27 protein-coding genes and 1 pseudogene are annotated in these 25,377 nt (G+C 39.7%); 21 read left to right on the forward strand and 7 right to left on the reverse strand.

The genetic code is table 11. The features are described 5' to 3' along the window. Nucleotides 1-87: 87 nt before the first annotated feature. Nucleotides 88-645 carry a histidine phosphatase family protein gene (locus L6W14_RS10035; protein ID WP_131520328.1) on the forward strand — a complete coding sequence of 186 codons (558 nt, stop codon included), beginning with the start codon at nt 88-90 and terminating at the stop codon, nt 643-645. Nucleotides 646-698: 53 nt separating this feature from the next. Here L6W14_RS10035 and L6W14_RS10040 read toward each other — a convergent pair whose 3' ends face one another. Further along, nucleotides 699-1,250, reverse strand: coding sequence for a GNAT family N-acetyltransferase (locus tag L6W14_RS10040; protein WP_131520327.1), 552 nt, complete (start codon nt 1,248-1,250; stop codon nt 699-701). Between the two features lie 200 nt (nt 1,251-1,450). On the opposite strand from L6W14_RS10040, the gene L6W14_RS10045 reads away from it, so the two are divergent. The 3 genes and pseudogenes from L6W14_RS10045 (at nt 1,451) to L6W14_RS10055 (ending at nt 2,954) form a co-directional block, all read left to right on the forward strand. Beyond that, nucleotides 1,451-2,038, forward strand: a complete 588-nt coding sequence (locus L6W14_RS10045) for an SMI1/KNR4 family protein (RefSeq protein WP_237900659.1) — start codon at nt 1,451-1,453, stop codon at nt 2,036-2,038. Beyond that, a pseudogene (locus L6W14_RS10050) lies at nt 2,035-2,523 on the forward strand (GNAT family N-acetyltransferase). The gene L6W14_RS10045 and the pseudogene L6W14_RS10050 overlap by 4 nt, the downstream one beginning before the upstream one ends. Next, complete coding sequence (locus tag L6W14_RS10055; RefSeq protein WP_237900661.1) at nt 2,520-2,954, forward strand: GNAT family N-acetyltransferase; 435 nt, start codon at nt 2,520-2,522, stop codon at nt 2,952-2,954. The pseudogene L6W14_RS10050 and the gene L6W14_RS10055 overlap by 4 nt, the downstream one beginning before the upstream one ends. Nucleotides 2,955-2,968: 14 nt before the next feature. Here L6W14_RS10055 and L6W14_RS10060 read toward each other — a convergent pair whose 3' ends face one another. Continuing rightward, on the reverse strand, nt 2,969-3,706 hold the full coding sequence (locus tag L6W14_RS10060; protein ID WP_237900663.1) for a class I SAM-dependent methyltransferase: 738 nt from the start codon (nt 3,704-3,706) through the stop codon (nt 2,969-2,971). Between the two features lie 343 nt (nt 3,707-4,049). Between L6W14_RS10060 and ccsB the strand changes: the two genes are divergently transcribed. Continuing rightward, nucleotides 4,050-5,219: a c-type cytochrome biogenesis protein CcsB gene (gene ccsB, locus L6W14_RS10065; RefSeq protein WP_237900665.1), complete on the forward strand. Its 1,170-nt coding sequence runs from the start codon at nt 4,050-4,052 to the stop codon at nt 5,217-5,219. A 159-nt stretch (nt 5,220-5,378) separates the two neighbouring features. On the opposite strand, the gene L6W14_RS10070 is transcribed toward ccsB, so the two are convergent. Both L6W14_RS10070 and L6W14_RS10075 read right to left on the reverse strand, forming a co-directional pair. Then, nucleotides 5,379-6,569 (reverse strand): amidohydrolase, encoded by a 1,191-nt coding sequence (locus L6W14_RS10070; protein WP_237900667.1) that lies wholly within the window; start codon nt 6,567-6,569, stop codon nt 5,379-5,381. Nucleotides 6,570-6,582: 13 nt separating this feature from the next. Then, nucleotides 6,583-8,112: an AbgT family transporter gene (locus L6W14_RS10075; RefSeq protein WP_237900669.1), complete on the reverse strand. Its 1,530-nt coding sequence runs from the start codon at nt 8,110-8,112 to the stop codon at nt 6,583-6,585. Between the two features lie 150 nt (nt 8,113-8,262). Between L6W14_RS10075 and L6W14_RS10080 the strand changes: the two genes are divergently transcribed. Then, nucleotides 8,263-9,561: a hypothetical protein gene (locus tag L6W14_RS10080; RefSeq protein WP_131520321.1), complete on the forward strand. Its 1,299-nt coding sequence runs from the start codon at nt 8,263-8,265 to the stop codon at nt 9,559-9,561. A 132-nt stretch (nt 9,562-9,693) separates the two neighbouring features. On the opposite strand, the gene L6W14_RS10085 is transcribed toward L6W14_RS10080, so the two are convergent. From L6W14_RS10085 to L6W14_RS10095, 3 genes are all read right to left on the reverse strand, one after another. After that, nucleotides 9,694-9,894 (reverse strand): cold-shock protein, encoded by a 201-nt coding sequence (locus L6W14_RS10085; RefSeq protein WP_004230248.1) that lies wholly within the window; start codon nt 9,892-9,894, stop codon nt 9,694-9,696. 229 nt (nt 9,895-10,123) lie between these two features. Continuing rightward, entirely contained in the window at nt 10,124-10,750 is a 627-nt protein-coding gene (locus L6W14_RS10090; protein ID WP_131520320.1) for a response regulator transcription factor, read from the reverse strand. Next, the gene (locus tag L6W14_RS10095; protein WP_131520319.1) at nt 10,725-12,917 is read right to left on the reverse strand and encodes an ATP-binding protein; all 2,193 of its coding nucleotides are present in this window, start codon (nt 12,915-12,917) and stop codon (nt 10,725-10,727) included. Before L6W14_RS10095 ends, L6W14_RS10090 begins: the two co-directional genes overlap by 26 nt. A gap of 190 nt (nt 12,918-13,107) precedes the next feature. Between L6W14_RS10095 and L6W14_RS10100 the strand changes: the two genes are divergently transcribed. The 15 genes from L6W14_RS10100 (at nt 13,108) to L6W14_RS10170 (ending at nt 25,355) form a co-directional block, all read left to right on the forward strand. After that, nucleotides 13,108-14,016, forward strand: coding sequence for a hypothetical protein (locus L6W14_RS10100; RefSeq protein WP_131520318.1), 909 nt, complete (start codon nt 13,108-13,110; stop codon nt 14,014-14,016). Nucleotides 14,017-14,063: 47 nt separating this feature from the next. Beyond that, nucleotides 14,064-15,041 carry a thymidylate synthase gene (locus L6W14_RS10105; RefSeq protein ID WP_131520317.1) on the forward strand — a complete coding sequence of 326 codons (978 nt, stop codon included), beginning with the start codon at nt 14,064-14,066 and terminating at the stop codon, nt 15,039-15,041. Nucleotides 15,042-15,224: 183 nt separating this feature from the next. Then, nucleotides 15,225-15,410 (forward strand): hypothetical protein, encoded by a 186-nt coding sequence (locus tag L6W14_RS10110; RefSeq protein WP_048394492.1) that lies wholly within the window; start codon nt 15,225-15,227, stop codon nt 15,408-15,410. 46 nt (nt 15,411-15,456) lie between these two features. After that, nucleotides 15,457-15,663 carry a hypothetical protein gene (locus L6W14_RS10115; protein WP_036080672.1) on the forward strand — a complete coding sequence of 69 codons (207 nt, stop codon included), beginning with the start codon at nt 15,457-15,459 and terminating at the stop codon, nt 15,661-15,663. A 104-nt stretch (nt 15,664-15,767) separates the two neighbouring features. Next, nucleotides 15,768-16,181, forward strand: a complete 414-nt coding sequence (locus L6W14_RS10120) for an Rrf2 family transcriptional regulator (RefSeq protein WP_131520316.1) — start codon at nt 15,768-15,770, stop codon at nt 16,179-16,181. 70 nt (nt 16,182-16,251) lie between these two features. Beyond that, nucleotides 16,252-16,881, forward strand: a complete 630-nt coding sequence (locus tag L6W14_RS10125) for an NAD(P)-dependent oxidoreductase (protein ID WP_237900672.1) — start codon at nt 16,252-16,254, stop codon at nt 16,879-16,881. A gap of 155 nt (nt 16,882-17,036) precedes the next feature. Next, complete coding sequence (gene aspA, locus L6W14_RS10130; protein ID WP_004230240.1) at nt 17,037-18,455, forward strand: aspartate ammonia-lyase; 1,419 nt, start codon at nt 17,037-17,039, stop codon at nt 18,453-18,455. 160 nt (nt 18,456-18,615) lie between these two features. Continuing rightward, nucleotides 18,616-19,860, forward strand: a complete 1,245-nt coding sequence (locus L6W14_RS10135; protein ID WP_237900674.1) for a methyl-accepting chemotaxis protein — start codon at nt 18,616-18,618, stop codon at nt 19,858-19,860. 468 nt (nt 19,861-20,328) lie between these two features. Continuing rightward, on the forward strand, nt 20,329-20,631 hold the full coding sequence (gene ureA, locus L6W14_RS10140; protein ID WP_036080666.1) for an urease subunit gamma: 303 nt from the start codon (nt 20,329-20,331) through the stop codon (nt 20,629-20,631). A 15-nt stretch (nt 20,632-20,646) separates the two neighbouring features. After that, nucleotides 20,647-21,015, forward strand: a complete 369-nt coding sequence (locus tag L6W14_RS10145; RefSeq protein WP_237900676.1) for an urease subunit beta — start codon at nt 20,647-20,649, stop codon at nt 21,013-21,015. Beyond that, nucleotides 21,012-22,727 (forward strand): urease subunit alpha, encoded by a 1,716-nt coding sequence (gene ureC / locus L6W14_RS10150; protein ID WP_237900677.1) that lies wholly within the window; start codon nt 21,012-21,014, stop codon nt 22,725-22,727. The genes L6W14_RS10145 and ureC overlap by 4 nt, the downstream gene beginning before the upstream one ends. A 53-nt stretch (nt 22,728-22,780) precedes the next feature. After that, nucleotides 22,781-23,227 (forward strand): urease accessory protein UreE, encoded by a 447-nt coding sequence (locus L6W14_RS10155; RefSeq protein WP_048395740.1) that lies wholly within the window; start codon nt 22,781-22,783, stop codon nt 23,225-23,227. Continuing rightward, entirely contained in the window at nt 23,169-23,909 is a 741-nt protein-coding gene (locus L6W14_RS10160) for an urease accessory protein UreF (RefSeq protein ID WP_237900679.1), read from the forward strand. The genes L6W14_RS10155 and L6W14_RS10160 overlap by 59 nt, the downstream gene beginning before the upstream one ends. A gap of 17 nt (nt 23,910-23,926) precedes the next feature. Continuing rightward, entirely contained in the window at nt 23,927-24,556 is a 630-nt protein-coding gene (gene ureG, locus L6W14_RS10165; protein ID WP_054549250.1) for an urease accessory protein UreG, read from the forward strand. Beyond that, a complete protein-coding gene (locus L6W14_RS10170; protein ID WP_237900957.1) occupies nt 24,549-25,355 on the forward strand; it encodes an urease accessory protein UreD in 807 nt (268 codons plus the stop codon). Before ureG ends, L6W14_RS10170 begins: the two co-directional genes overlap by 8 nt. The last annotated feature ends 22 nt before the right edge of the window (nt 25,356-25,377 follow it).

The following is a 25,377-nucleotide window of genomic DNA, read 5'->3' on the forward strand; positions in this document are numbered from 1 at the left end:
CTGGAAACTTCCGTTGGGAGTCAGTGCTACATCAAAACATATACCCTGCAATTTGAAATATTCATTAAGATTAAAGAGGAGAAACAGATGACTGAGATTTATTTTGTTAGACATGCACATGCCCATTATTCAGAGGATGAATATCATCGTTCACTATCTGCTCAGGGACAAAGGGATGCAGAGCGTGTCACAAATCTTTTGAAGCATCAGCGAATTGACGCAGTTTATGCTAGTCCCTATCGTAGAGCCATTCAAACAGTGGAGGGGATTGCACAGGCGCGTCATTTACCCGTCCAAACGATAGATGCTTTAAAAGAACGGCAGCTTGCTAGTGGGAAGCTGGAGGATTTTCATGCAGCAGTTCAACGGGTGTGGCATGAGCCAAGCTTTGCATGGGCAGGTGGAGAGTCCAATCAACAGGCGATGGCTCGTGCTATTCCAAGTTTGCGGCGCATCCTTCTTACTCATCCAGAGGAGTCTGTCGTTATCGGTACACATGGCAATATCATGGCATTGATGATGCAATATTTTGATGCCCAGTACGATTATGCATTTTGGCAAACGCTAAGTATGCCAGATATCTATCGATTATCCTTTCAAGGGCTATCCTTACAGGAAGTAACACGTGTGTGGCAAGCGGACTGAACAAAAGAAAAGAGATACTACAGCAATCATAGTATCTCTTTTGTGCTATTCTGTTAATTCCTCTCCCATTCGGAGCGTAAGAGGCCAAATAAAACTACGTCATGGAATGTACCAAAGCGGAAAATTTCTTGGCGTAAAATGCCTTCTTTTGTGAAGCCACATTTCTCATAGGAGCGAATAGCTGCTGGGTTAAAGCTAAAAACCTGAAGCTTGATTTTCTGAACAGCTATATATTGGAAGATAAAATCAATGAGCGTTTTCATTGCATCCGTGCCATAGCCCTTGCCGTGCCACTCTTTCCCAATTGAAATGCCGACAGAGCAAGTGCTATTTTGCCAATTCACTGCATAAACGCCACAGGAGCCTATTAACTGTTGTGACGCTTTTTCATAGATACCGAAAAAGTATTCCTCCTTCTTCCCACTGATACTGTTAAAGAAAGCGGTATGATCCTCTACAGTTTGTGGAAAAGGAATCTCGTCATTAGCAAGTAGCAAAGAGGTAATCTCGCTTTCGATTGCTATAAAAGCCTCTAGGTCAGCAGTAGTCATTTGTTGTAAAGTGATCGATTGCCCTGTTAAAAATGTTGTCAAATAGTGTTCCATTATTTTATTCTCCCTTGTACAAGGGCTGCAAGTAGCGTTACAACCCTACGATTGTTGGTAATATTTTCACGTCTACTGCATCTTTCACACTCATAAACCCACCCCTTTTTTGTGCATACTTCCATAGTAGCATGAGGGACTAAGAGAATGGAAGAAATTATGTTAAAATATGTCATAGTTAAAGAGAGAGAGGGATTAAGATGCGCACAACATATTTTGCGAATTTATTACAATACTTACCACAAGAAGAGCAGCAACAATTACAACAGGCTTTTGGTGCTTCAGAGACACAAATTCAGGCCTTGTTAGAAGTATTTCCGAACTGCCCACAAGCTTTGGTGGAGCTATTACAGGATGTCAATGGTACATATTATTGTCAGCATGGGCAAGAAACGATCTGTGTTTTAGTGCTAGGCTCTGATTTAGGGGATTATCCGTATTATTTAAAATCGGTGGAGCAAATCATGAAAGATTATCATGATAAACGTGAAACAATTTATGAGCGCTATCAGGAATTTTTAGCGTATGTGGAAGTAGATGAAAAGATTAATATGCATGTCCCGTTAAATGAACGGCTCTGCTTTGCTGATTGTATGAATAATGGGGGCACATCGAGCCTATATATTGATTTTACGCCAAATGAAGCGGGACAAGTTGGCCAGGTGGTTCGTTATGTCCATGATCCTGATAGCTTTGAGGTGATTGCAGCTTCGTTTGAGGATTATTTACAGCAACTTATAGAGGGAGACTATGAATTCACTGCTATTTACGAGGAGGAATTCGAGTGACTATGCAGCTCAAGTTCTATGAGGACAAAGCACAAAATTTAGTAGAACAATATACCCTAACAGAAGAGCAGCTACGCTATACAAAGTCTCCAAAAGAAAGCATTGCACTTGCTAAGCAGGATCATAGTTGACATGCCATTTTAGCAATGGACGGTAACAAGCTAGTCACGTTCTTTGTCTTACATGAAAAAGAGGGGGTGACGCCTTACTCCTCCAATGAACATGCGCTATTAATCCGTTCCTTTTCCACTGATTTTTATGAGCAGGGCAAAGGCTATGCCAAGACAGCACTTCAATTATTGCCTGACTTTGTTCGCAAGCATTTCCCACTCATCAATGAGCTGGTGCTTGGGGTCAATGTGCCAAATAGAGCTGCTCAAGAACTTTATAAGCGATGTGGCTTTGTCGATGAAGGCAGACAGGCAATGGGACTTCGAAATGAGCTAAAGGTGATGAGCTACTATATGAAGGAGGTTGAAAATTGAGCCACCATATAATTGAAGCAAGAATGGAGCATTTACAAGCGCTTTGTACAATCGATCAAGAAGTAATTGGAGATTCATCCAGAGCGGAAGAAATTCAGCAAGCTATCAAAGAGAAACGCTGTTTGCTATACCAATCCGCCGATACCATTGGGGGGTTTTTGCTATTTAGCAATGACTTTTTTGGCTATAGCTTTATTTCCTTAGTCATTGTCAAGCCGTCCGAGCGCAGAAAGGGGATCGCATCTGCCTTAATGACCGCTTATATCCAAATGGCTAAAACAGCAAAGGTTTTCTCCTCTACAAATCAATCCAATAGGCGTATGCACCAGCTTTTTCATAACCTAGGCTTTATCAAAAGCGGTTTTATCGACAACTTGGATGAGGGAGACCCAGAAATTATTTATATGAAACAAGCCTCACCACAAACCTAGGGTGAGGCTTTCGTTTATTTTTTTGCTTTGATGAATAAAAAGGATGGCCTGCGTAGTTCCTTTTCAATAGAAGGAAGCTGTTGAATGGCTGCTGTGCTTGGAATTGGTTCTACGATTTTATCAATGGTTAACCCATGGGTAATCAATGTATTGACCAGTGTCGCTATAGTGCGATGATATTTGACAACACCATCCACCAACCATGTTTGCTCACGCAAGCCTTCTTCCTGGTAATGATCCACCGCATAGTGCAGACGTTGATGATTGTCATCATATACCCAATTATCATCTGTTGTATGACGAGCTGTAGCAATAGGATGCTCCACAGAGAAAATAAATACACCGTTAGGACGTAGCATGTGAGCAATTTGAGCAATGACCGCATCGAAATTTTTGACATAATGAAGAGATAGGGAGCTGGTTATACAATCAAAGCTAGCCGAAGGAGCTTCATAATCCTCTATTGCCTGTAGCTGATAGTCAATTTGTGGGTGGGCATGCTCCTGTTTAGCGACGGACAGCATATTGCTCGAAACATCTAATGCGGTTACGTGCTTGGCTTGATGGTCGATACAATACTTGGCGAAATCTCCCATACCACAGCCAATATCGAGTACCTGTAAATTTGTCAACGGTGGAAGTAAAGCCTTCATCGTGGGCTGCTCCAAAAGACGGTTATAATTAGATGCTTTTTGTCTCAATGTCTTGTAGTGATGAAAAAATATCGGATTATCATAAATATTTTGTTTCATTAAAAGCCTCCAGTTTATGAAACATAACGTTATGTTATTTGTGCGCATCATTATTGTCCCATGTAGATAGAAAAAGAAATAGACTTTTATTACAATTTTTTGTAAGATGTAGATAGAGGCATACCATTTTTTGATACAGTTGCCTTCCATTTAATGGGATGTTTTCTCGTTCCCTCTACATAATGATGAATCCTACCAAGCACATCCCCATTTCCATGTCATAAAAATGTAACAATTTGAAAAAATAAAAATATTTAAAGGGAAAACATGGCACTTCTTACACGCTATAACGTTCTTACTATTTGGAAGCATATTCCGAAAAAAAGACGTTGGAGGGATTCTATTGAATCAAGAAAGTTTATTATCCATTAGTAGCAATGCCTTATTTATTGCCTTTATTCTACTACTCATTGCTATTGTGCCATTAGGGCTAGCAGTCAAATCAAAGAGAAAAACATTCGGTAAGCTAGGACTATTGCTCACTTATATAGCCTTTGCCCTACAGCTCGTGTACTTTGTTGTCAGATGGGTGGCGGTTGACCATGCACCTGTCAGTAATATGTATGAATTTATGACGTTCTTTGGCATCATGCTTACAGGAAGTTACTTAATTATCCATTTCTTATATAAGCAAATCGTGGTTGGCTTATTCACGATTCCTGTATCCTTAATCATCCTTGGTTATGGAAGCGTTTTCGCGAAGGAAGTATCGCCGCTTGTTCCATCATTACAAAGTCACTGGTTAACGATTCATGTCATGACTGTGGCCTTTTCTAGTGCCATTTTATCTGTATCCTTTGCTACAGGTTTAATTTACTTATTAAGAACGCTGGATGTTTCCAAAAAATCTATCAGTACATACGGGCTTGAGTTTGTGTTGTATTGTTTGGTGGTTGTCATTGGCTTTATTGGCGTATCGACGTTTTTCAGCCTTGCCACAGAAGAGGTGCAGGTACAATTCGATAATGCACAGGGACAGCAAGAAAAAGCCACTTACTCCATGATGCCCCTGATTGTCAGTAAAGGAGCCGTCACCGAGAAGGGTGAAGCAATCGGTGTTGTCGAAATCACAAATAAAATAGATGCCAAGAAATTAAACTCGATTGTTTGGGCATTTATTGTGGGTACTATTTTATATGGTGTCATTCGATTCATCACAAGAAAATCAGTGAGTGCCTTATTAAAGCCATGGACAAGCCGCGTACAGCCACAATTAATGGATGAGATTTCCTATCGCGCTGTTGTTATCGGCTTCCCATTATTTGCATTAGGTGGCCTGCTATTCGCCATGATTTGGGCGCAAATTGCCTGGAGTCGCTATTGGGGGTGGGACCCGAAAGAGGTGTGGGCATTAATTACCTTTTTATTCTACGCAGCCTTCCTCCATTTCCGCTTATCCAAAGGCTGGGAAGGAGAAAAAACAGCCTGGTTGGCCATTATCGGCTTTGGCATTATTGTGTTCAACCAAGTATTTGTCAATCTAGTCATTGCCGGCTTACATTCCTATGCCTAGCTAAAAGGGGGGATTGGTAACTCCAAAGTGATTCTGAGTGAGGAGGAGTCCGCTGTAAAGTGAGAGACCCTCTTAACTTTGGCCATCTTTTCTTCTTATTAAAATATTCAACCGAAAAAAGCATTACGAAATGCATGTAGCACTTCGTAATGCTTTTTATTAATTATTTTTTGCGAAATAGTCTAGCGTTGCTTGACCTAAAACATTGGCGGCAATTCGTAATGAGCGCTCGTCGATATCGAATTTCGGATGATGGTGTGGATAGACTTCCACCCAATCAGGATTTTTTGCCCCTGTGAAGAAAAACGCACCGGGGATTTCCTCTAAGAAATAGGCAAAGTCCTCGCCACCCATATTCGGATCGACTATTTCAACAGTCTCAACATCTGCAATTTTCTCTGCGGACGCCATTATATGCTCTGTCTCTGCATCATGGTTCACAACAGGCGGATAGCCTCGCACATACTCATACTCGTAATCGGCTTTTGTTAAATAACAAGTTGCCTTTAAAAGCTCTTCGATTTCATGCTCTAACAAACTACGCTCCTCCTCGTGGAAAGTGCGCACTGTACCTTTCATGTACACTTGATCAGCAATGACGTTGAATGGATTTAATGCCTCAATATGCCCAATTGATACTACTGCTGGACGTAATGGGTTGATACGACGTGCCACAAGCTGCTGTAAATTTGTAATAAACTGAGCTGCAAGGACAATGGAATCCTTGGTGTCACTTGGGTTTGAACCATGGCCACCCTTACCTTTTATCGTTATATAAATACCATCTGCTGCAGCCATTAATGGTCCTTTAGCTGTTTGCACTTTGCCAAGATCAGTGGGTGCCCATAAATGTGTCCCAAAAATAACATCTACACCTTCTAAGCAGCCATCTCTAATCATCGAAATAGCTCCACCTGGCGCAAGCTCCTCAGCATGCTGATGGATAAAGACGATTGTTCCTTCTAAATCATCCTTCATTTGATTAAACGCCTTCGCTAAGATTAAGAGGGAAGCTGTGTGTCCATCATGGCCACAAGCATGCATACGCCCTTTAATTTTCGATTGGAAAGGTAAGCCGGTTTCTTCCGTAATGGCTAAAGCATCAAAGTCTGCTCGCAAGGCTACTGTTTTCCCTGGTTTTCCACCAACTAGCTTTGCCACAACACCATTGCCACCTACACCTTCACGAACCTCATGTCCTAATGCGCGATGAAAGGCAGCAATGGTTTTTGGCGTTTCAACCTCTTCAAAGGAAAGCTCAGGATTTTCATGGAAATGACGACGAAGCTGTATTGTCTCTTCTTCATAATGTTTTAATAAATCTGCTAACTGTTGTTGTAATGTTGTCATTCACTAACACTCCTTATTTTAAGTAAATATAATCTCCCGGACCAAGCGGTAAACCGAATAGGAACCAAATGGCGAAGAGGATAATCCAACCGATTGCGAAAAACACCGAGAACGGCAATAAAGAAGATATAAGCGTGCCTATACCGATATTTTTATCATAGCGCTTTGCAAATGATAGTAAAATCGCGAAATACGGTAACATAGGGGTAATTGGATTTGTAATCGAATCCCCTACACGATAGGCCATTTGTGTAACCGCTGGGGAATAGCCTAAATATAAGAACATTGGTACGAAAATTGGAGCAAGTAAAGCCCATTTTGCAGAAGCACTGGCGATTAATAGGTTGACAAAGGCACAAATTAAAACAAAACCTATCATCATTGGTAAGCCTGTAAAATTCAATGCTTGTAAAAGCTCGGCACCTTTAATGGCTAAAATAGAGCCAATATTGCTCCAGTTGAAAAAGGCAATCATTTGTGAAGCGGCAAACGCTAATACAATAAATGGCGCCATATCTGCAATGGATTTAAAAATTTTCTCCGCAACTTCCTTATCGTTTTTAACCTCCTTCGCTGCAATCCCATAGGCAAGGCCAGGTAATAGGAAGAAGAATAACATGATAGGGACAATGCCTGCCATGAAAGGTGAGTTTAAAAAGCCACCTGTTGCAGGATCACGTAAAAGACCGTTCGACGGTATGACTGTAAAAGCAATGACTAAAATATAAACTAGCGTGACGATTCCAGCCCATTTCAATCCTCTCTTCTCTAAAGCTGTCAATGGCTCTAGCTTTTCAATTTCACCGTGAAACGAACCAAAGCGAGGCTCTGTAAACTTTTTTGCAACCCATGTACCTATAATGACTAATAAAAACGTCGAAGCAATTAAAAAATAGTAGTTCATCGTTGCACGACCAGTGTACGCGGGGTCTGCTATTTGTGCTGCTGATTCTGTAATCCCTAATAATAATACATCTAGAGAGCTAATTAATATGTTCGCACTGAAGCCTCCAGCTACAGCTGCATATGTAATAATTAAGCCTGCTAATGGATTTCGACCAACACTCATAAAAATCATGGCTGCAATTGGTGGTAAAATGATAAATGCCGCGTCAGCCGCTAAGTTACCAACTAAACCTGTAAAAATGATAAAAGGTACAATTAATTTTGTAGGTGCTGACATCACAATTTTCTTCATGACAGCTGAAATTAAGCCTGTTTGCTCAGCTAAACCAATACCAATCATTGTCACGATTACTAGCCCTAACGGAGCGAAGCCTGTAAATGTTGAAACCATCTGCGTTAAAATTAAGATAAGTCCTTCTTGACTTAGCAGATTTTTTACTTGAATGACATCTTCGGTCCCAGGTTGAACTGCTGAAATACCGAGCATGGATAAAACCAATGATAAAACTAGTACTACACCAGCTAGAATAATAAATAACGTGATTGGGTCTGGTAGCTTATTACCTGCACGCTCGATTTTATCTAACATGTTGTCAATCCAAGATTTTTTCTTAATTGTTTGTGAATTCCCTTGCATAAATTTCATCTCCTTTTATACTTTATTAGACTTAACCTTTAAAAATCCAATGTCTCTATTTTAAGACATTGGAAATCTATGTCCTTTATACAAAGAAACCATATTTTCTGACTATTTTCAATATTTATTTTTATTTAAGGAGCTATATGTATGTATAAAATTAATGTTTTTACCGCAAAACGCTCACTTTCATGGGTTCAACAGCTTGAAAAAATTAAACCCTCTTTTTGTGAATTTCATTACTATGCGTATACTGATTTTGAACAGTTGAATGAGCTATTAGAAAAGTATTTGGAAGGGGGAGATGGAGCGCTTTTTAGCGGGCAAATTCCATATTTCTATGCTCAAAAACATTTTCAAGAAGCAACGGTACCCATGCATTATTTTGATATTTCAGAACGTGATTTTTACCGTACCGTTACGGAGCTTTTTTATGAGAAGAAGATTGCCATGAATCGTATTGCCATCGACTTTTGCTATGAGGAAAACGGCTATTTGGGCATTCATGAATGGTCGATAGGAAAAAAACCTTATCTTTTTAGCCAAACGATGAGCGAGTACGCAAGTAGCGATATTGTCGATAAAGCTGGTGAATGGCACATACAATTGCATAAGGAAAACAAGGTTGATTTGACCTTTACCCGCATTGCAGAAATACGTGAGCGCTTAGCTGATCAAAATATACCCTTTATCGCTTTTTACCCGTCTCCCTATGCAATGCAATTAACATTAGATCATTTTCTCAATCAACTTCAAATTCGGCAGCTTAACCAAAATAAAGTAGTGGTAGTCCATATTTTAATTCCGATAGATAAATCGAATATAGAAGACCTAGAATATCGGCAAATTGCCTTATATAAAACTATATTAGATTTCAAACAACTGTATGCTAGCTCATTTATCGTACATCGTGAGGCATCCTTTATTGCAATTATCACGACGTATAAGCAATTTTTAAGTACAACGAATCGTTATTCCCATTGTCATTTGGTTGATTTTTTAAATGAGAAGCTTTCGTTTCCTGTCAGAATAGGGTGGGGAATTGGTGATTCTCTAGTTGAAAGTCAGGAGTTTGCTAAAAAAGCTGCAACCCTCTGCTCTTCAAAGGAAACACAGGGATACATTATCGAAAATACACGAGAAATCGGGCCATTACTTTATGGAACGATGCTACAGTTTGACGATGAAAAACAACAGCATTTAAAAAATTTAAGTACGACATATGATATTCCCTTACTACAATTACAAAAAATAGAAGCGATGCTGGAAAAACTAACGACAACGATCGTCAGTGGAGAACTGCTCAGTACACATCTTGGCATTACGGTACGCTCTGCAAACCGCATTTTAAAGCAGCTCCATGAAAAAAACTTAGCACATGAATTACCAAGCAATACATCCACCACGCGTGGACGCCCAAAAAAGTATTACCAAATTCATTTATATTAGTCAGGATGGAATGGTTCATACGGTGGGGGCTACCTGTGAAAGTTGATAGGATGAATAAATCCTGGCACAGGAAAAAAGAGACATCCATTTACGAATGTCTCTTTTTATTTGCACGTCTATGTTAAGTGAAGATTATAGTTTCACTACATTCGTTGCTTGAGGTCCACGGCTGCCTTCTTCTACGCCGAATTCAACTTTTTGGCCCTCTTCTAAAGTTTTGAAGCCATCAGATTGGATAGCTGAGAAATGTACGAATACATCATTGCCACCTTCAACTGCGATGAAGCCAAAACCTTTTTCTGCGTTAAACCATTTTACTGTACCTTGTGTCATGTAAACACCCTCCCAAAAAAATTCAACAATCAATTGCTTCTATCACATATAAAAAACGTATTCAAAAGCTCGTATTACTTTTGAATACGTGTTTTTAATCATAGCAATGAAGTAATGTAATTATTACCCTTATTATAGTACAGAATTATTTGTATATCCAGTAAATTCCGTTTTTAGTAAGGAAAAATTTACATTTGTAATCTAATAGTAAAGAAGCGCTATTTCCTCATTAATTAATCCATGCTTTTTCTTTAGCAACGATAACAGCCTCCGCCCGCGATTCTACATTCAGCTTGACGAATAGCTTGGATAAATAGTTCTCCACCGTACGCTGGGTGACACCTATTGCAGAGGCGATGGCTTTATTGGTACAGCCTTGGGCAACGAGCTGTAGTATTTCCTGTTCCTTATCGCTTAGTAGAACCTCCTGCTGCACATTTGGCAGGTTGGAGCGCTGCTGAACAAAGTCTAAGAAATCGGCTGCCAGTAGAATCTCACCTCTTATGGCTGCTTGAATGGTTTGGATCACTTGCTCCTTTGTTGCTAGCTTTGATAATAGACCATCAATTTTTTTCTCAATTAATAGCTCATAATAATCGGAAAGTTCGTAGCCTGTGTAAAGTATAATCAATGCATCTGCTTGTTTTTTCTTAATCATCTCTGATAGTTGAATGCCGTTGATTGGCTTCATATTGATATCAATCAGAAACAACTGAAAGGTATCTGTATCCATTCTTGATAAAACGGCTGCGCTATCCTGTTCTGTTTCGATTTGAACATTGGCTAAATCCTGCAACAATGTTTTCGTACCATCTAAAACGACAGGATGGTCATCTATAATAAGTATGTTCATCATATGATTCCCCGTCCTCTTGTATTTGTATATAAATATGCATGCCCTCATTAGGGCTCGATTGAATGGTAATGTCACCATTAAAAGCACGGACACGTTCACGAATGCCATTAATACCCATTGATGCAGAGGACTGTATTAAATCGTCAATGTCGCAGCCTATACCATTATCATCGTATCGAAGGATAAAGCCTTGAGGGATGGCATGTAATTGAAGTAAAACCTCTGTTGCTTCGGCATGCTTGATTGCATTATTTAACAGCTCCTGCACGAGACGATAGACTACGAGATGCAGGGTGACATCCTGAAATTCTACACGATCAATTTGTGCGCTTAATAAAAAATCAGCCCTTATTTTTACCTTTTGGATGAGTTTTTTTAATGCCATTTGTAAACCAAAGGTATCTAATAGTGGGGGACTCAAGTTCTCACAATATTCTCGTAAGTCCTTCGTTGCATTTAATAACTGCTCGCGTATAGCTAGTACGGTTTCCTTTTGAATAGTAGGAGAGCCAGCTAGGACATCAAGCTCTCTGGCTAAATGAAGCTGCTCCTGCAAAATGGTATCATGTAATTCCTGTGCTAAAATACTCTTTTCCTTCTCAATAATATTCCATAGCAATTTATCGAGCCATGGAAGCGGTGTATCACTGGTATTTTTTATATGCTGAATTTCACGCACTAAATCCTCAATTTGCTGTAAGTTATTGATAAACATCGACACATACAGTGCAAGCAATTCTAACCAAAGCAGCTCTTCCTTTTGCAGAGCATGGTGTATTTCTAACATAATCTTTTCCTCACCAGCATCATGTAACAGTAATTGCGGATAGTAGCTTACATGCTGTGGAGAATCGTCTGTGATTGTACAGATATGAAACGCTGTCGTTCCAAGCTTCTCGGTGATTTCATATTTAAAACGATCCAATAATTCTTGTTGGTTTTTTGCTTTGCCCATGCGCTGAACGGCTGCATATAAATTATGTACATAATTTCCAGTAGAAGCGAAGATAATTTTCCGATACTTAAAATCAATGCGTTCTTTTATATAAAAGCTCGCAATGATCACCATAAAGACAAGTAAAAAAATACTTGTGACATGGACGATGGATAGCTCCCCCATGAATAACAGGGCAATCCCTGCTGTTAAAAGAAGCGCACTGAAAAAGGCTAGCGTTGAATAATAGCGTAATCGTGATAATTGGTATTCAATATCGAATAATCGTTCGTTCACCTGAATGAACAGAAAAGAGAACGGAATAAATAATAAAAACAATGCGGCGATTTCAGCGTGTAATATCGGCTTATGTCCTAATATTTCAGGTGTAACGAAGAATAATAAAAAGGGTAAAAATGGCACGATAAAGGCAAGTGCAATTAAACGAATTTTGGCCAATTTTGTACGTAAATAACTCGTTACTAAAATATAAATTGCATAGAGCACTAGGACAGCAAATAAGCTCAAGTTCAAGATAGATGTTATCTCACGTAATGTTGGTATAACTTCCTCAAGTAGATAACAGCCAGGGATGATAGGTGTTAATAAGTATAGCCATTTACTGTGAGGGTAGGTCCATCTGATTTGTAGAAATTTGAAAAAGTGTTGTAAAAAGTGAATAAAGAGAACCATACATAAAATAATACAAATGCCAATGACAATCATCCCGATCATATTTCCTCTTGCTGATGCGCCAGTACTGATATAGGCCAATGAGCAAGTTAATAAAAATAGGATCAATAAAAACGTTGAAAGATTATTTTGATTGCGTCGCCAAACATAAAGTGCGACTCCAAAAGCTAGGAAAAAATAAAAGATGGGGAACAAAATTTGCAAATATAATTCTTCTGGCATATCTCGATGCTTGACAGCAATGGTGTGAATGCTCTGATCAGCCTTTTGAATCGTTAATGAATTGGCGCTTCTAACGACCCTTTGTAGCCGAACGTAGCGATTCTCTATGGCTGGCTGCCCATCGATAGTCACAATCACATCCCCTTTTTCAATATTTTTTTGCTCTGCCCATTGAGGATAATAGCTATCCATAATAACAGGCTGACCATTTGTCGTATCGAGAGTGAGACTAATAAAGGGTGTTTTGATGGTAATACCTAATACATAAATTCCAAGAATTAAATAAGTAAGAAAAATACAATATGTCCATTTTTTCATTGTGAAACCTCGAATTTGCTTATGATCTTAATCTCCTATATATTATCGCTAATTATTGATAAATTTGGAATACCGAAATAACGGGTTTCGGAAAACCACTATTGTTTTTTCGGAATAACGAAATAGTGTTTTCGGACATGGGTATGATAGGGTAAATTTAATCATTAGTGACGAATAGGGGGACTTCTGCGTGAAAAAAGGCATTTTAACACTTATTCTTTTTTTTCTCATCGCTATGATCACCATTCCATTGACCACGAAGGCGAAAACGGTGAATCAGGATAAAGTCGAAGTTGAAATTGGTCTTATAGGTAGTGATCATCATTTTATCTATAAGATTCCGAAGCACCTACATAAGGATATGCCCTATACAGAAATGAAAAATGGTATTCAAGCTTCCTTAGCTAATCATTGGAAAATTGGTGAGACTCGTTATGAGGCCAATAAATCCGATGTTGCCTATACCTTTTATATTCAGGATTTATTTCAAGAAAAGCAGGATGGTCAGTTAAAAGTAGCCATACCCTATCGTCATCTCGTAGGGATGTTTGGCGAGCAAGATCCTATTCAATTGCGTATTTTAGCGAGTAAATTATCCAAGTGGACTGTCAATACAAAGGATTGGACAGCGCTTGGCTTTATGGAGCCCTTTACTTTTTTAAGTGAACGTGAATATGTCTATGAGGGAGCGGTACAAGAGTTATTAAATCAAAGAGTGGGCCATTTTGATGGCACCATTCAAAAAAGTCAGTTGCTTGTATACAGTGTCATTTATTTTTGCTTTATGGCTATCCAACTGCTTGCTTGTCTTATTTTATCCAGACGGTTAAAAAGAAAAATCATTAAAAACCCAGACAATATGCATCAGTTCCGTAAACTCAATTACCTGTATCAATTGGTGCCGATCTTAATCATTGTCGCACAAATCGTGTTTCTTGTATTATCAGGTCTGATTACAGCATTTGGATTATATTTTAGTCCTGGGATTGATTTATTAGTAATCGTTGGACCTGTTTTATTAAATATCATCTTGCTGCCCACTTTTTTCGTCACAACGGAGAGTGAAATTTCGAGGGAGCTCAACAATAATTCGTTGTGAAATGGTATAATGGTCAACAGCAAACTTGAAGGAGCTGTTGAAGAAAAATGACGCATCCAGAATTAGCGTACTTAAATTTACTACAACATATATTAGAAAATGGCACAAAGAAAGAGGATCGTACTGGGACAGGTACATACAGCGTCTTTGGGTATCAAATGCGTTTTGATTTAAGCAAAGGGTTTCCTCTTCTAACGACAAAGCGTGTGCCCTTTAAGCTTGTAGCAAGTGAATTATTATGGTTCATTAAAGGGGATACCAATATTCGTTACCTGTTGCAGCATAATAACCACATCTGGGATGAATGGGCATTTAAGAAATGGGTGGAATCTGATGAGTATACAGGCCCAGATATGACAGATTTTGGTCGACGCTGTTTAGTAGACGAGTCATTTAACGCATTGTATCAGAAAGAGCTTGCTTCATTTTGTGAACGTGTCTTAACAGATGATGACTTTGCACAGCAATATGGAGATCTCGGAAATGTCTATGGCAAACAATGGCGCCATTGGACAACCTCTGATGGCGAGAGCCTTGATCAGCTACAGGATGTCATTCATCAGATTAAGCACCAACCTGATTCACGCCGTATCATTGTCAATGCATGGAATCCTGAGGATGTCATTAATGCGGGCGCAAAGGGCAGTAAAGCTGCATTACCACCGTGCCATGTGATGTTCCAATTTTATGTAGCAAATGGTCAATTAAGCTGCCAGTTAATGCAAAGAAGCCTTGATACATTATTAGGCTGTCCATTCAATATTGCGTCTTACGCCTTATTAACACATTTGATCGCACATGAGTGTGGCTTAGAGGTTGGCGAATTTATTCATAGCATTGGGGATGCCCATATTTATGCTAACCATGTGGAGCAAGTGAAAGAACAGCTATCACGTGAGCCAAGAAACCTACCAACATTGCACATCAATCCAAATAAAGCATCCATCTTTGATATAGAGCTTGAGGATTTATCGATTGAAGGATATGATCCACATCCTGCGATAAAAGCACCGATTGCCGTATAATGCCAACAGCAGCCTTTTTGGTTGCTGTTTTTTCAAACGAATAGCTAGGTCTAACTATTTGTTTTACGAAATAGGTAAGTAGTTGGATGACTGGATGAAAAGAAATTGATTATAGTTATTATGGTGTAATTAGCATTATTTGGTATAATGGCAATAGTCCATTATATTGTAGGGGTGATAGTTGTGAAAAATACAATGGTACTTCTAGTAGATGAATATGATCGACAGCAAAGCGAGCCAGAACAAAGCATGGGTTCTGTTCAACATGCATATTCTTGTAACAAGATCGAATTGTCGCAGCAACAAATTCAAGAAATGATGCAAATCATCGAAGAGATTCGTTTGAAAGGTTATAAAGATACACTATAAATGTAAGCGCCTCCTAAGCTATAATGGCTATGGAGGTGTTTTTTTTATGAACGTTATTTTTATCGATTCTTATTCTGGGGAAGAGCTGCTACATATGGTGTCACAAGATGTAGCAGGCATTTTGGCAGCAGCGCAAGGAGAAAGTGTGACATTTCCTGTAGGTCACTTTAAATATGAATTTCATAATTTAGATTTTTATGAGGACAACGGTCAAATACGACAGGAATTAGTCATTTACGTAAAAAAAATATAAGGATACATTAGCAACAGCTTAACGGGGAACAATATATACAGGTGACAGTGCTTGACTTTTTTCTGCACCTGTAACTATAATAGTTACAACAGGTGGTGATACATATGGTGAACAGTCGATTTTCGGTGGCGATCCATATTCTTTCGCTCATTGCTACAACCTCTGATAAAAGTCTCCTTACGTCCGATTTTATAGCTGGAAGTGTGAATACCAATCCAGTAGTCGTAAGAAGAATGATTGGTGTGCTAAAAAAAGCAGGCTTACTTTCTTCTCATTCTGGCATGGCTGGTTATGAGCTATTAGTAGCGCCAAAGGATTTAACACTGCTAGCGATTTATCAGGCAATTGATGGGCCAGAGCAGCTATTTGCCATTCATGATGAGCCAAATCCAGCGTGTGCAGTAGGTCAAAAAATCAAGCATACATTGGAGGGTGTCTATACATCTGTGTGGCTGGCAATGGAAGAGCAATTACAAGCACAGACGCTACAGGATGTGCTAGATCAGCTTCGTACTTAGACGGAGATGGTCTTCTTGTATCTAACCTGTAACTAAAATGGTTACAACTAAACCTTAGGAGGAATAAATCATGAAAATTGCCGTAATTGGTGCAACAGGAAAAGCTGGACAAAAAATAGTAGAGGAAGCGGTACAACGTGGTCATGAGGTCACAGCCATCGTTCGTTCAGCAGCAAAAGTGACAGCTGCTATTCCAGTAATTGAAAAAGATGTGTTTGATGTAACGCAAGATGATGTAAAAGGCTTCGATGTCGTTGTCAATGCATTCGGTGCTCCAGCTGGACAAGAAGATTTACATGTCAAAACTGGTCGTCATTTGATCTCAATTTTCCAAGGTATTCCTACAAAATTAGTGGTTGTAGGGGGAGCGGGCAGTCTATTTGTGGACCCAGAGAAAAAAGTGCGTGTGATGGATACACCAGATTTCCCAGCCATGTATTTAGCAACAGCGCAAAATCAAGGACAAAACCTACAGGATTTACAACAATCATCCATTACTTGGACATTTATTAGTCCATCTGCATTTTTCGATCCAGAAGGACCACGTACAGGTCACTATACAGCAGGCGTCGACCACTTATTAGTAAATGATGCGGGGGAAAGCTATGTCAGCTATGCCGATTACGCAGTGGCTGTCGTCGATGAATTAGAAAACCCACAGCACGTTAATAGCCGTTTCACAGTAACGTCAAATAAATAATAAAATGCAACCGAGCGTAGGAAATGCGCTCGGTTTTTTGTGATTTTTTTGCTTTTCTGAAGGATTTTTTTCGTTTACAGAAAAATGACTGTTTACAATACGACTTTTATTAGCTACTATCAAGTGTGAGTATTACATAAAAGGAGACGACAATAATGTCAACACAACGAATAGAAAAAGATTTTTTAGGTGAGCGCGTATTACCAGCAGAGGCGTATTACGGAATTCAAACACTACGTGCTACGGAAAACTTCCCAATTACAGGCTACACAATTCACTCTTCACTTATTAAAGCAATGGGGATTGTGAAGAAGGCAGCTGCATTAAGTAATATGGAAGTACACCTATTATCAAAAGAAATTGGTGAGGCAATTGTCGAAGCAGCACAAGAAGTGATTGATGGCAAATGGGATGCTGAATTTATCGTAGACCCAATTCAAGGTGGAGCAGGTACATCCATCAATATGAATGCCAATGAAGTCATCGCTAACCGTGCCCTAGAAATTTTAGGGAAAGAAAAAGGTGACTATCACACAGTAAGCCCAAACAGTCATGTCAATATGTCACAATCAACAAATGATGCTTTCCCAACAGCTATTCATATCGCTGTGTTAAATTTAATAGATGAATTATTAGTAACGATGGATTATATGCAATCCGTTTTCCATCAAAAAGCAGAGCAATTTGCTCATGTCATTAAAATGGGACGTACGCATTTACAGGATGCTGTGCCAATCCGCTTAGGACAAGAGTTTGAAGCTTATTGCCGCGTGATCAACCGTGACATCGTACGCATTCGTCAAACACGTCCAAATTTATATGATGTGAACATGGGTGCAACGGCTGTCGGAACAGGCTTAAATGCCTTCCCAGACTACATTAAATCTGTTGATGAGCATCTTGCTGAAATTTCTGGTTTACCATTAAAAGGTGCAACGCATTTAGTGGATGCAACACAAAATACAGATGCCTATACAGAAGTATCAGGCGCTTTAAAAATCTGTATGATTAATATGTCTAAAATTGCTAATGACTTGCGTTTAATGGCTTCTGGTCCTCGCGCAGGCTTAGGAGAAATCCTGTTACCAGCTCGTCAACCAGGTTCTTCAATTATGCCAGGTAAGGTCAACCCAGTGATGCCTGAGGTGCTGAACCAAGTAGCCTTCCAAGTAATTGGGAATGACCATACGATTTCTCTTGCATCGGAAGCTGGTCAATTAGAATTAAACGTAATGGAGCCTGTATTAGTGTTCAACCTAATTCAATCCATTAGCATTATGAATAATGTCTTCCGTGCGTTTACAGAAAACTGCTTAAAAGATATTGAAGCAAATGAAGAGCGCATGAAAGAATATGTAGAAAAAAGCGTAGGGGTGCTAACTGCAGTTAACCCTCACATTGGTTATGAAGTAGCTGCTCGTCTAGCACGTGAAGCTATTTTAACAGGTCGTTCTATTCGTGAGCTTTGCATTGAAGAAGGCGTCCTAACAAAAGAACAATTAGACTTAATTTTAGATCCATATGAAATGACACACCCAGGTATTGCGGGTTCTAGTATCATGAAATTAAAATAAAACGAACAATGATGGACTGTAGACATGCCCTAAAAGGCTGTCTATAGTCTTTTTTTTGTAGACCTTTTCTCATATAAAATAGAGCGTATCCTTATGTATTTTAGGATTATTCAACTATAATAATGGTATGGAAGACATATTTTAGTTGGGGGAATTTGTAATGAGTTTACGAAAAAAGAGTTTACTTGGCTTTTCTGTTTTAAATGTTTTAATGATCGTTATTTTATTGATCGATTTGGCCAATGTAACGACATTAGATTGGTTTTCTACCGTGTTAACGATTGTAGGAATTGCTATTACACTATCTTACACAGTGTATGTTCACTACAAAGTGATACAGCCTATCAAACAAATCACAGAGGCTGCACAAGGAATTACGGCAGGTCAATTAGATACCGTTGTCATTGAGGTTCGTGATAATGGTGAAATTTCTCAACTAGCACAATCCTTTTTAGAGATGCAGGAACAATTACGATCAATGACACAAAAAATTGCGCACAGCTCTACAGATTTATCAGCAAGCATCGAGGAATTATCTGCGAGTACGAATGAAATTACGCTTGCTGTGGAAGAAGTAGATCAACAAATGGAGAAGACGTCAGAGGGCTTGAAGCAAGCAGCACAATCGGCTAATGATAGTGCTAAATCTATGCAAGAAACCGTTGATGGCATTGAGCGAATTACAGTAGCCACACAAGATGTGTTTGTCCATGCGAAAGATGCTAGCGAGATAGCAGGAAATGGTGCAAATATTTTACATGTGGCAAAAGAGCAAATGCAATTTATTTCCTCTTCAACAGAAAAAACAAGTGGATTGATGCAGCAATTATCCCTTAAAATGTCAGATATTAAATCAATGACAGATATGATTACTACCATTACAGATCAAACAAATCTACTAGCATTAAATGCGGCCATTGAAGCAGCGCGCGCTGGAGAGCATGGTAAAGGCTTCGCCGTTGTAGCTGAAGAAGTGCGTCAATTGGCAGAACAATCAAAGCACTCTGCTACGCAAATTGTGGATTTAGTTATAGGAATAGAAAGTGATACAAAACAAGTAGCCTCATCAGTAGAAGATGATTTGAAAAATGTTCAACAAGGAGTGTATGTCATTGACGAAGCGACAAAATCATTTGGCACAATTTCACAGCATGTTAGTCAGATGACAAGTCAGCTGGAGGATATTTCGACGACAGCTGAGCAGCTTTCAAGTAGCGCCAATGAAGTGGCATCCACTGTGACAACCATCGCAGCTGGCATGGGCAAGCTATCGAATTATACTGAAGCTGTTTTACATTCAATGGATGAACAAACAGCCTCAATGCAAGCAGTTAATCATGTCACACAGGATTTAAGTGTCCAAGCGGATAATTTACAAAAGTTAACAAATCGATTTCATGTTTAGGTAAGAAATTGATATTTTCAAGATTTTTTAGCCCTGAAATAACTATCACATATTAATAATTTTATAAGTTTTTTAGTATAATTATTATCTTCCTTTCACACCTTCGAGAAGAGGCTTTTTTACAGACGACCAATTTTCTGTAAAATATGCCTCTTTTTTTATTATTTATTTCGTAAACTTGTAAATTAACAGATAAATAAAAATGTTGAATTTTCTAATCGAGTTTCTTATAATGGACTAGCTGTTACCTCTATTACTCACTTCAACTATTGCAACCCGCACTCGCCGGGTCAACAAGTCATTTCTATTTCTCTTCGCATATCCCTTGCGAAATTATAATTTGTAAGACTACAACTAAATGTAACTAAAACTGAATCGTAAGACCATTACAAAAAATTGAAAGGAAGTCATGCCTCGAAAAAATATTATTGAAAGATAATTCTGAATAAAAGAAAGAGAGAGATTGGATTGAAGCTATCACCAGTTGAACAAGAAAAATTACTCCTCCATGTGGCAGGAGAACTTGCGCTGAAAAGAAAAGCTCGGGGCTTAAAGCTGAATTATCCAGAAGCTGTCGCTCTAATTAGCAGTTTTATTATGGAAGGTGCTCGAGATGGTAAAACGGTAGCACAGCTTATGAGTGATGCCAAGCATGTACTGACAGCGGAAGATGTGATGGAAGGTGTCGGGGACATGATTTCAGATGTGCAGGTTGAATGTACATTCCCAGATGGGACGAAGCTGGTCACAGTTCACCGTCCAATTCAGTAAAAGGAGTGTTTGTGAATGATTCCTGGAGAAATTCGACCGAAAAGCGGAGAGATTGAGATCAATGTGGGTCGAGCGACGAAGAAGGTATTGGTGGCGAACACAGGTGACCGCCCGATACAAGTAGGTTCCCATTTTCATTTTATTGAAGTCAATAGATTTCTAGCGTTTAATCGACAAGATGCGATTGGTATGCATCTCAATATTCCATCAGGAACAGCCGTGCGTTTTGAACCTGGGGAAGAAAAAGAGGTGGAGCTTGTCGAATTTGGTGGTAAACAACATGTCTTTGGCTTAAATATGCTAACAGAGGGCTCTACCCACCATAAGGACGAAATTTTGGACAAGGCAATTGAAGGTGGCTTTAAAGGAGCGGAAGAAAAATGAAGGTAACACATGAAGCTTACGCAAAAATGTTTGGTCCCACTGTGGGTGATAAAGTCCGTTTAGCCGATACGGATTTATGGATTGAAATTGAGAAGGACTATACTTCATACGGTGATGAGGGGGTCTTTGGTGGTGGTAAATCACTACGTGTCTCAATGGGGCAAAATGGTAAAAATACACGCAATGAAGGTGTACTGGATACAGTTATTACCAATGTTATGATTATCGACTATAAAGGGATTGTAAAAGCAGATATCGGTATCAAAGATGGTCGTATTATCGGTATAGGGAAAGCAGGCAATCCGAACAGTATGGATGGTGTGGATCAGGATATGATCATAGGTGTGGGAACAGAGGTTTATGCAGGCGAAGGGCTTATTGCAACAGCAGGAGCAATCGACACGCATATCCATTTCATCAGCCCTGATCAGGTGGAAACAGCATTATTAGCAGGGACAACGACATTTATAGGCGGTGGAACAGGTCCAGCAGCAGGCTCAAAAGCGACAAGCTTAACGGCTGGTGAATGGCATCTGCATCGCATGCTACAGGCTGTGGAGGGATTCCCCATCAATGTTGGTTTGCTTGGAAAGGGTAGTGCATCTGATCCTGCGCCTATTATCGAGCAGGTTCGTGCAGGTGCGATCGGGTTGAAAATACATGAGGACTGGGGTGCCACACCAGCTGCACTCGATCAAAGTCTATCGGTGGCAGATGAATATGATATTCAAGTTGCCCTCCACTCCGATACATTGAATGAAGCAGGGTTTGTAGAAGATACAATCAATGCGATTGATGGCCGTGTCATTCATATTTTCCATACGGAAGGTGCGGGTGGCGGTCATGCTCCAGACCAATTAGTGATGGCATCCTTACCTAATATTTTGCCAGCATCGACAAATCCTACGAAACCGTTTACGACAAACACGATTGATGAGCATTTAGATATGCTGATGGTTTGTCACCATCTAAAGCATGATGTACCAGAGGATGTGGCATTTGCAGATTCACGCATACGCCCAGAAACAATTGCAGCAGAAGATATTATGCAGGATTTAGGGATTTTGAGCATCATGTCTTCCGATTCACAAGCGATGGGACGTGTTGGTGAGGTCACAATCCGAACGTTCCAAACAGCAGACAAAATGAAAAAACAGCGTGGTCCATTACCACAGGATGAAGGCAAGGATCACGATAATTATCGCGTTAAGCGTTATATAGCAAAACTAAATATTAACCCAGCTATTGCCCATGGCATAAGCCATGAAGTAGGCTCGCTGGAAGAAGGTAAATTAGCGGATATTGTCTTATGGGACCCAGCGTTCTTTGGGGTGAAGGCGGAAGTTGTCATTAAGGCTGGTATTGCTGTGTATGGCATAACAGGTGATCCAAATGCTTCCATTCCTACACCGCAGCCAATGAAAGGTCGTCCAACATATGGCTTCTACGGTCAAGGGCCACAGCATTGCGGCATGACATTTTTACCGAAAATTGCTGTGGAAGAAGGCTTGCCAGAAAAATTAGGCCTAAAACGAATGATTGGCACGGTTTCAAATTGCCGAAATATTCGTAAAGCTGACATGAAGCTTAATAATGCCACTCCGCAGATTGATGTTAATCCAGAAACCTATGAAGTGAAAATTGATGGGGAGCTAGCAACATGTGAGCCAGTGGATGTACTTCCAATGGCACAACGCTATTTCTTATTCTAAGCACATGATATGAGTGTAACAGCGAATACAAAGAAAAAGAGGAGCTAAACCATATGTTAATAGAAAAAATTATTGGCAATATAGCGAATGAAGAAGAACATCCACAAAAGGCAACGGAATGGATTGAGCTAGAGTGGGAGGAATTAAGCAAACGCATTCTTCGCACAGCAACGGATCAAGGAACAGATATCGCTTTACGTATAGAGGGTGAAGAGCCTCTACAATATGGTGACCTATTATTCGAGGATGAGCAACGACGAATTGCAATTCGTACAAAATTGGAGCCAGTTATCGTCATTACACCAAAAGATATGTATGAAATGGGGAAAGCTGCCTTTGAATTGGGCAACCGTCATACTCCTAGCTTGATTGCAAACAATGAAATCATCGTACGAGCAGATCATACGATTAATCCATTATTAGATGAAATTGGGGTGCACTATGAAACAACTGAACGACGCTTCAAGCAACCGTTCAAATACCGTGGACACGCTCACTAATTTTTCCTTATTACAATTATTGCAAATTCATGACTCCGCATTTCCAATCGGTTCCTATACACATTCCTATGGTATGGAAACGTATATTCAGGAAGATATCATTCGCACAAAGGAACAATTAGTTGAGTTTTGTCAGGTCTATTTATTTCACAATGTAGTTTACGGTGATGCAATTCTCATACAAGAGGCATTCCATGCAGCTAAAAGAAGAGATGTTGCTCGTCTTATTGAGCTCGACCAACTTTGTGGGGCAATGAAGCTAGCGAAAGAATCTAGAGATGCTAGTGTCAATGTAGGGAAGCAATTTATGCGAACAGTAGCCCCTCTAATGGAGAGCCCTTTTTTATTGCAATGGAAAGAGAAGATTGACCACGAAGAAGTAAAAGGCCATTATGCAGTTCTCTATGGGATTTATTGTGAAGCACTAGGTGTGAACGTTTTTCATGCAATCATGACCTTTATGTACGCATCAATTAGTGGTTTAGTGCAAAATGCTGTCCGTGCTGTACCGTTTGGTCAAAATACAGGTGTGCAAGCATTACATGAGCTATTAGCCTCTGTGGAGGAAGCAGCCAAAACGGTGTTGACGTTAACAATGGATGATCTAGCCAATAATGCACTAGGTATTGAACTGGCGTCCATGAAGCATGAGTTTTTATTTTCGAGATTATTTATTTCATAGAAAGCGAGAGGATATACATGAAACCAGTACGTATTGGTATCGGTGGGCCTGTTGGATCAGGCAAAACATCTTTAGTCGATCAATTAACACGGGTAATGCATGAACACTACAACGTAGCTGTCATTACCAACGATATTTATACAAGAGAAGATGCACAGTATTTAATCACAAACGGTGTGTTAGCAGAGGAGCGAATTATTGGAGTAGAAACAGGTGGTTGTCCACATACAGCCATTCGAGAGGATGCATCCATGAATTTTGCTGCCATTGATGATTTGAATAAGCGCTTTCCTAATTTAGATATTATATTTATTGAAAGCGGTGGCGATAATCTATCGGCAACATTTAGTCCTGAGCTCGTGCATGGCTATATTTATGTGATTGATGTGGCAGAAGGACAGGACATCCCACGTAAGGGTGGTCCAGCGCTAACGCGTTCAGATTTATTGCTAATTAATAAAACTTCGCTAGCTCCTCATGTTGGGGTTGATCTGGAGCTCATGGATCAGGACGTGAAAAAAATGCGTAGTGGACGTCCATATATTTTTGCGGATGTTCGCTCCCAAACAAATGTAGATAAGGTGGTTGAATGGATTCAGCACCATTTGTTACTTGAAGGTGCCGAAGCAGTTGAAGAAGATGTTTAACCCTAGCAAAGTTAATCATTTTGGCAAATTAGAGATGGCCTTTGAACCGAGACGGGGCTATACACGACTTGTTCATGTGTACCAGCAACCCCCATTAAAGGCCAGTCGTGAATTATACGAAGGCAATCATCCAGCAGCCACCGTTTTTATCATGGAATCCTCAGGGGGCATGGTTGCAGGAGATCGCAATGAAATTACGGTTACACTAGCGCCAGATAGTCAGGTGAAGCTAAAGCAACAATCAGCATTAAAAATTTACCCTTCTCACAATGGTGAGTTTTGTACACAAGCTATAACGGTGGAACTTGCAGAGCAGGCGAGATTAGAATGGCTCCCTGAAGTGACGATTCCATTTGAACGAGCAAAATTTCAGGTACATACAACCATTCGTATGAAGGAAAGCTCGACATTGATCTGGGGAGAAATTGTTGCTCCAGGTAGAGAAATGCGAGGAGAAATCTTTGACTATCAAACATTCCAATCCAAATACAAGATCTATGTAAAGGATACTTTGATAGCTTATGACTCGTTGCAGTTTAAGCCGCAGGAGATGAATTTTGCCAAAATCGGCTTGCTTGAAAAGGCACGCTATATTGGTTCTTTGTGGATTGTCTCTCCATCGGTTAACAAACTTCAAATAAGGGATTTACAGGATCAAATCCAACAGGAAAAGTCCCTTCAGGCGAGTGTGACAAAATTGACAGATCAAGCCATTCATTGTAGATGGCTTGCCAAGGAGCAACGAACACTTCACAAAGAAATAAACCGCATGTTCGAGTACATCGCAGCATTGCTGTAATTTCTGTTGTGATAAAGGAGAT

The sequence above is a fragment of the Lysinibacillus sp. ACHW1.5 genome, assembly GCF_022014815.1.
Taxonomy (GTDB): domain Bacteria; phylum Bacillota; class Bacilli; order Bacillales_A; family Planococcaceae; genus Lysinibacillus; species Lysinibacillus capsici.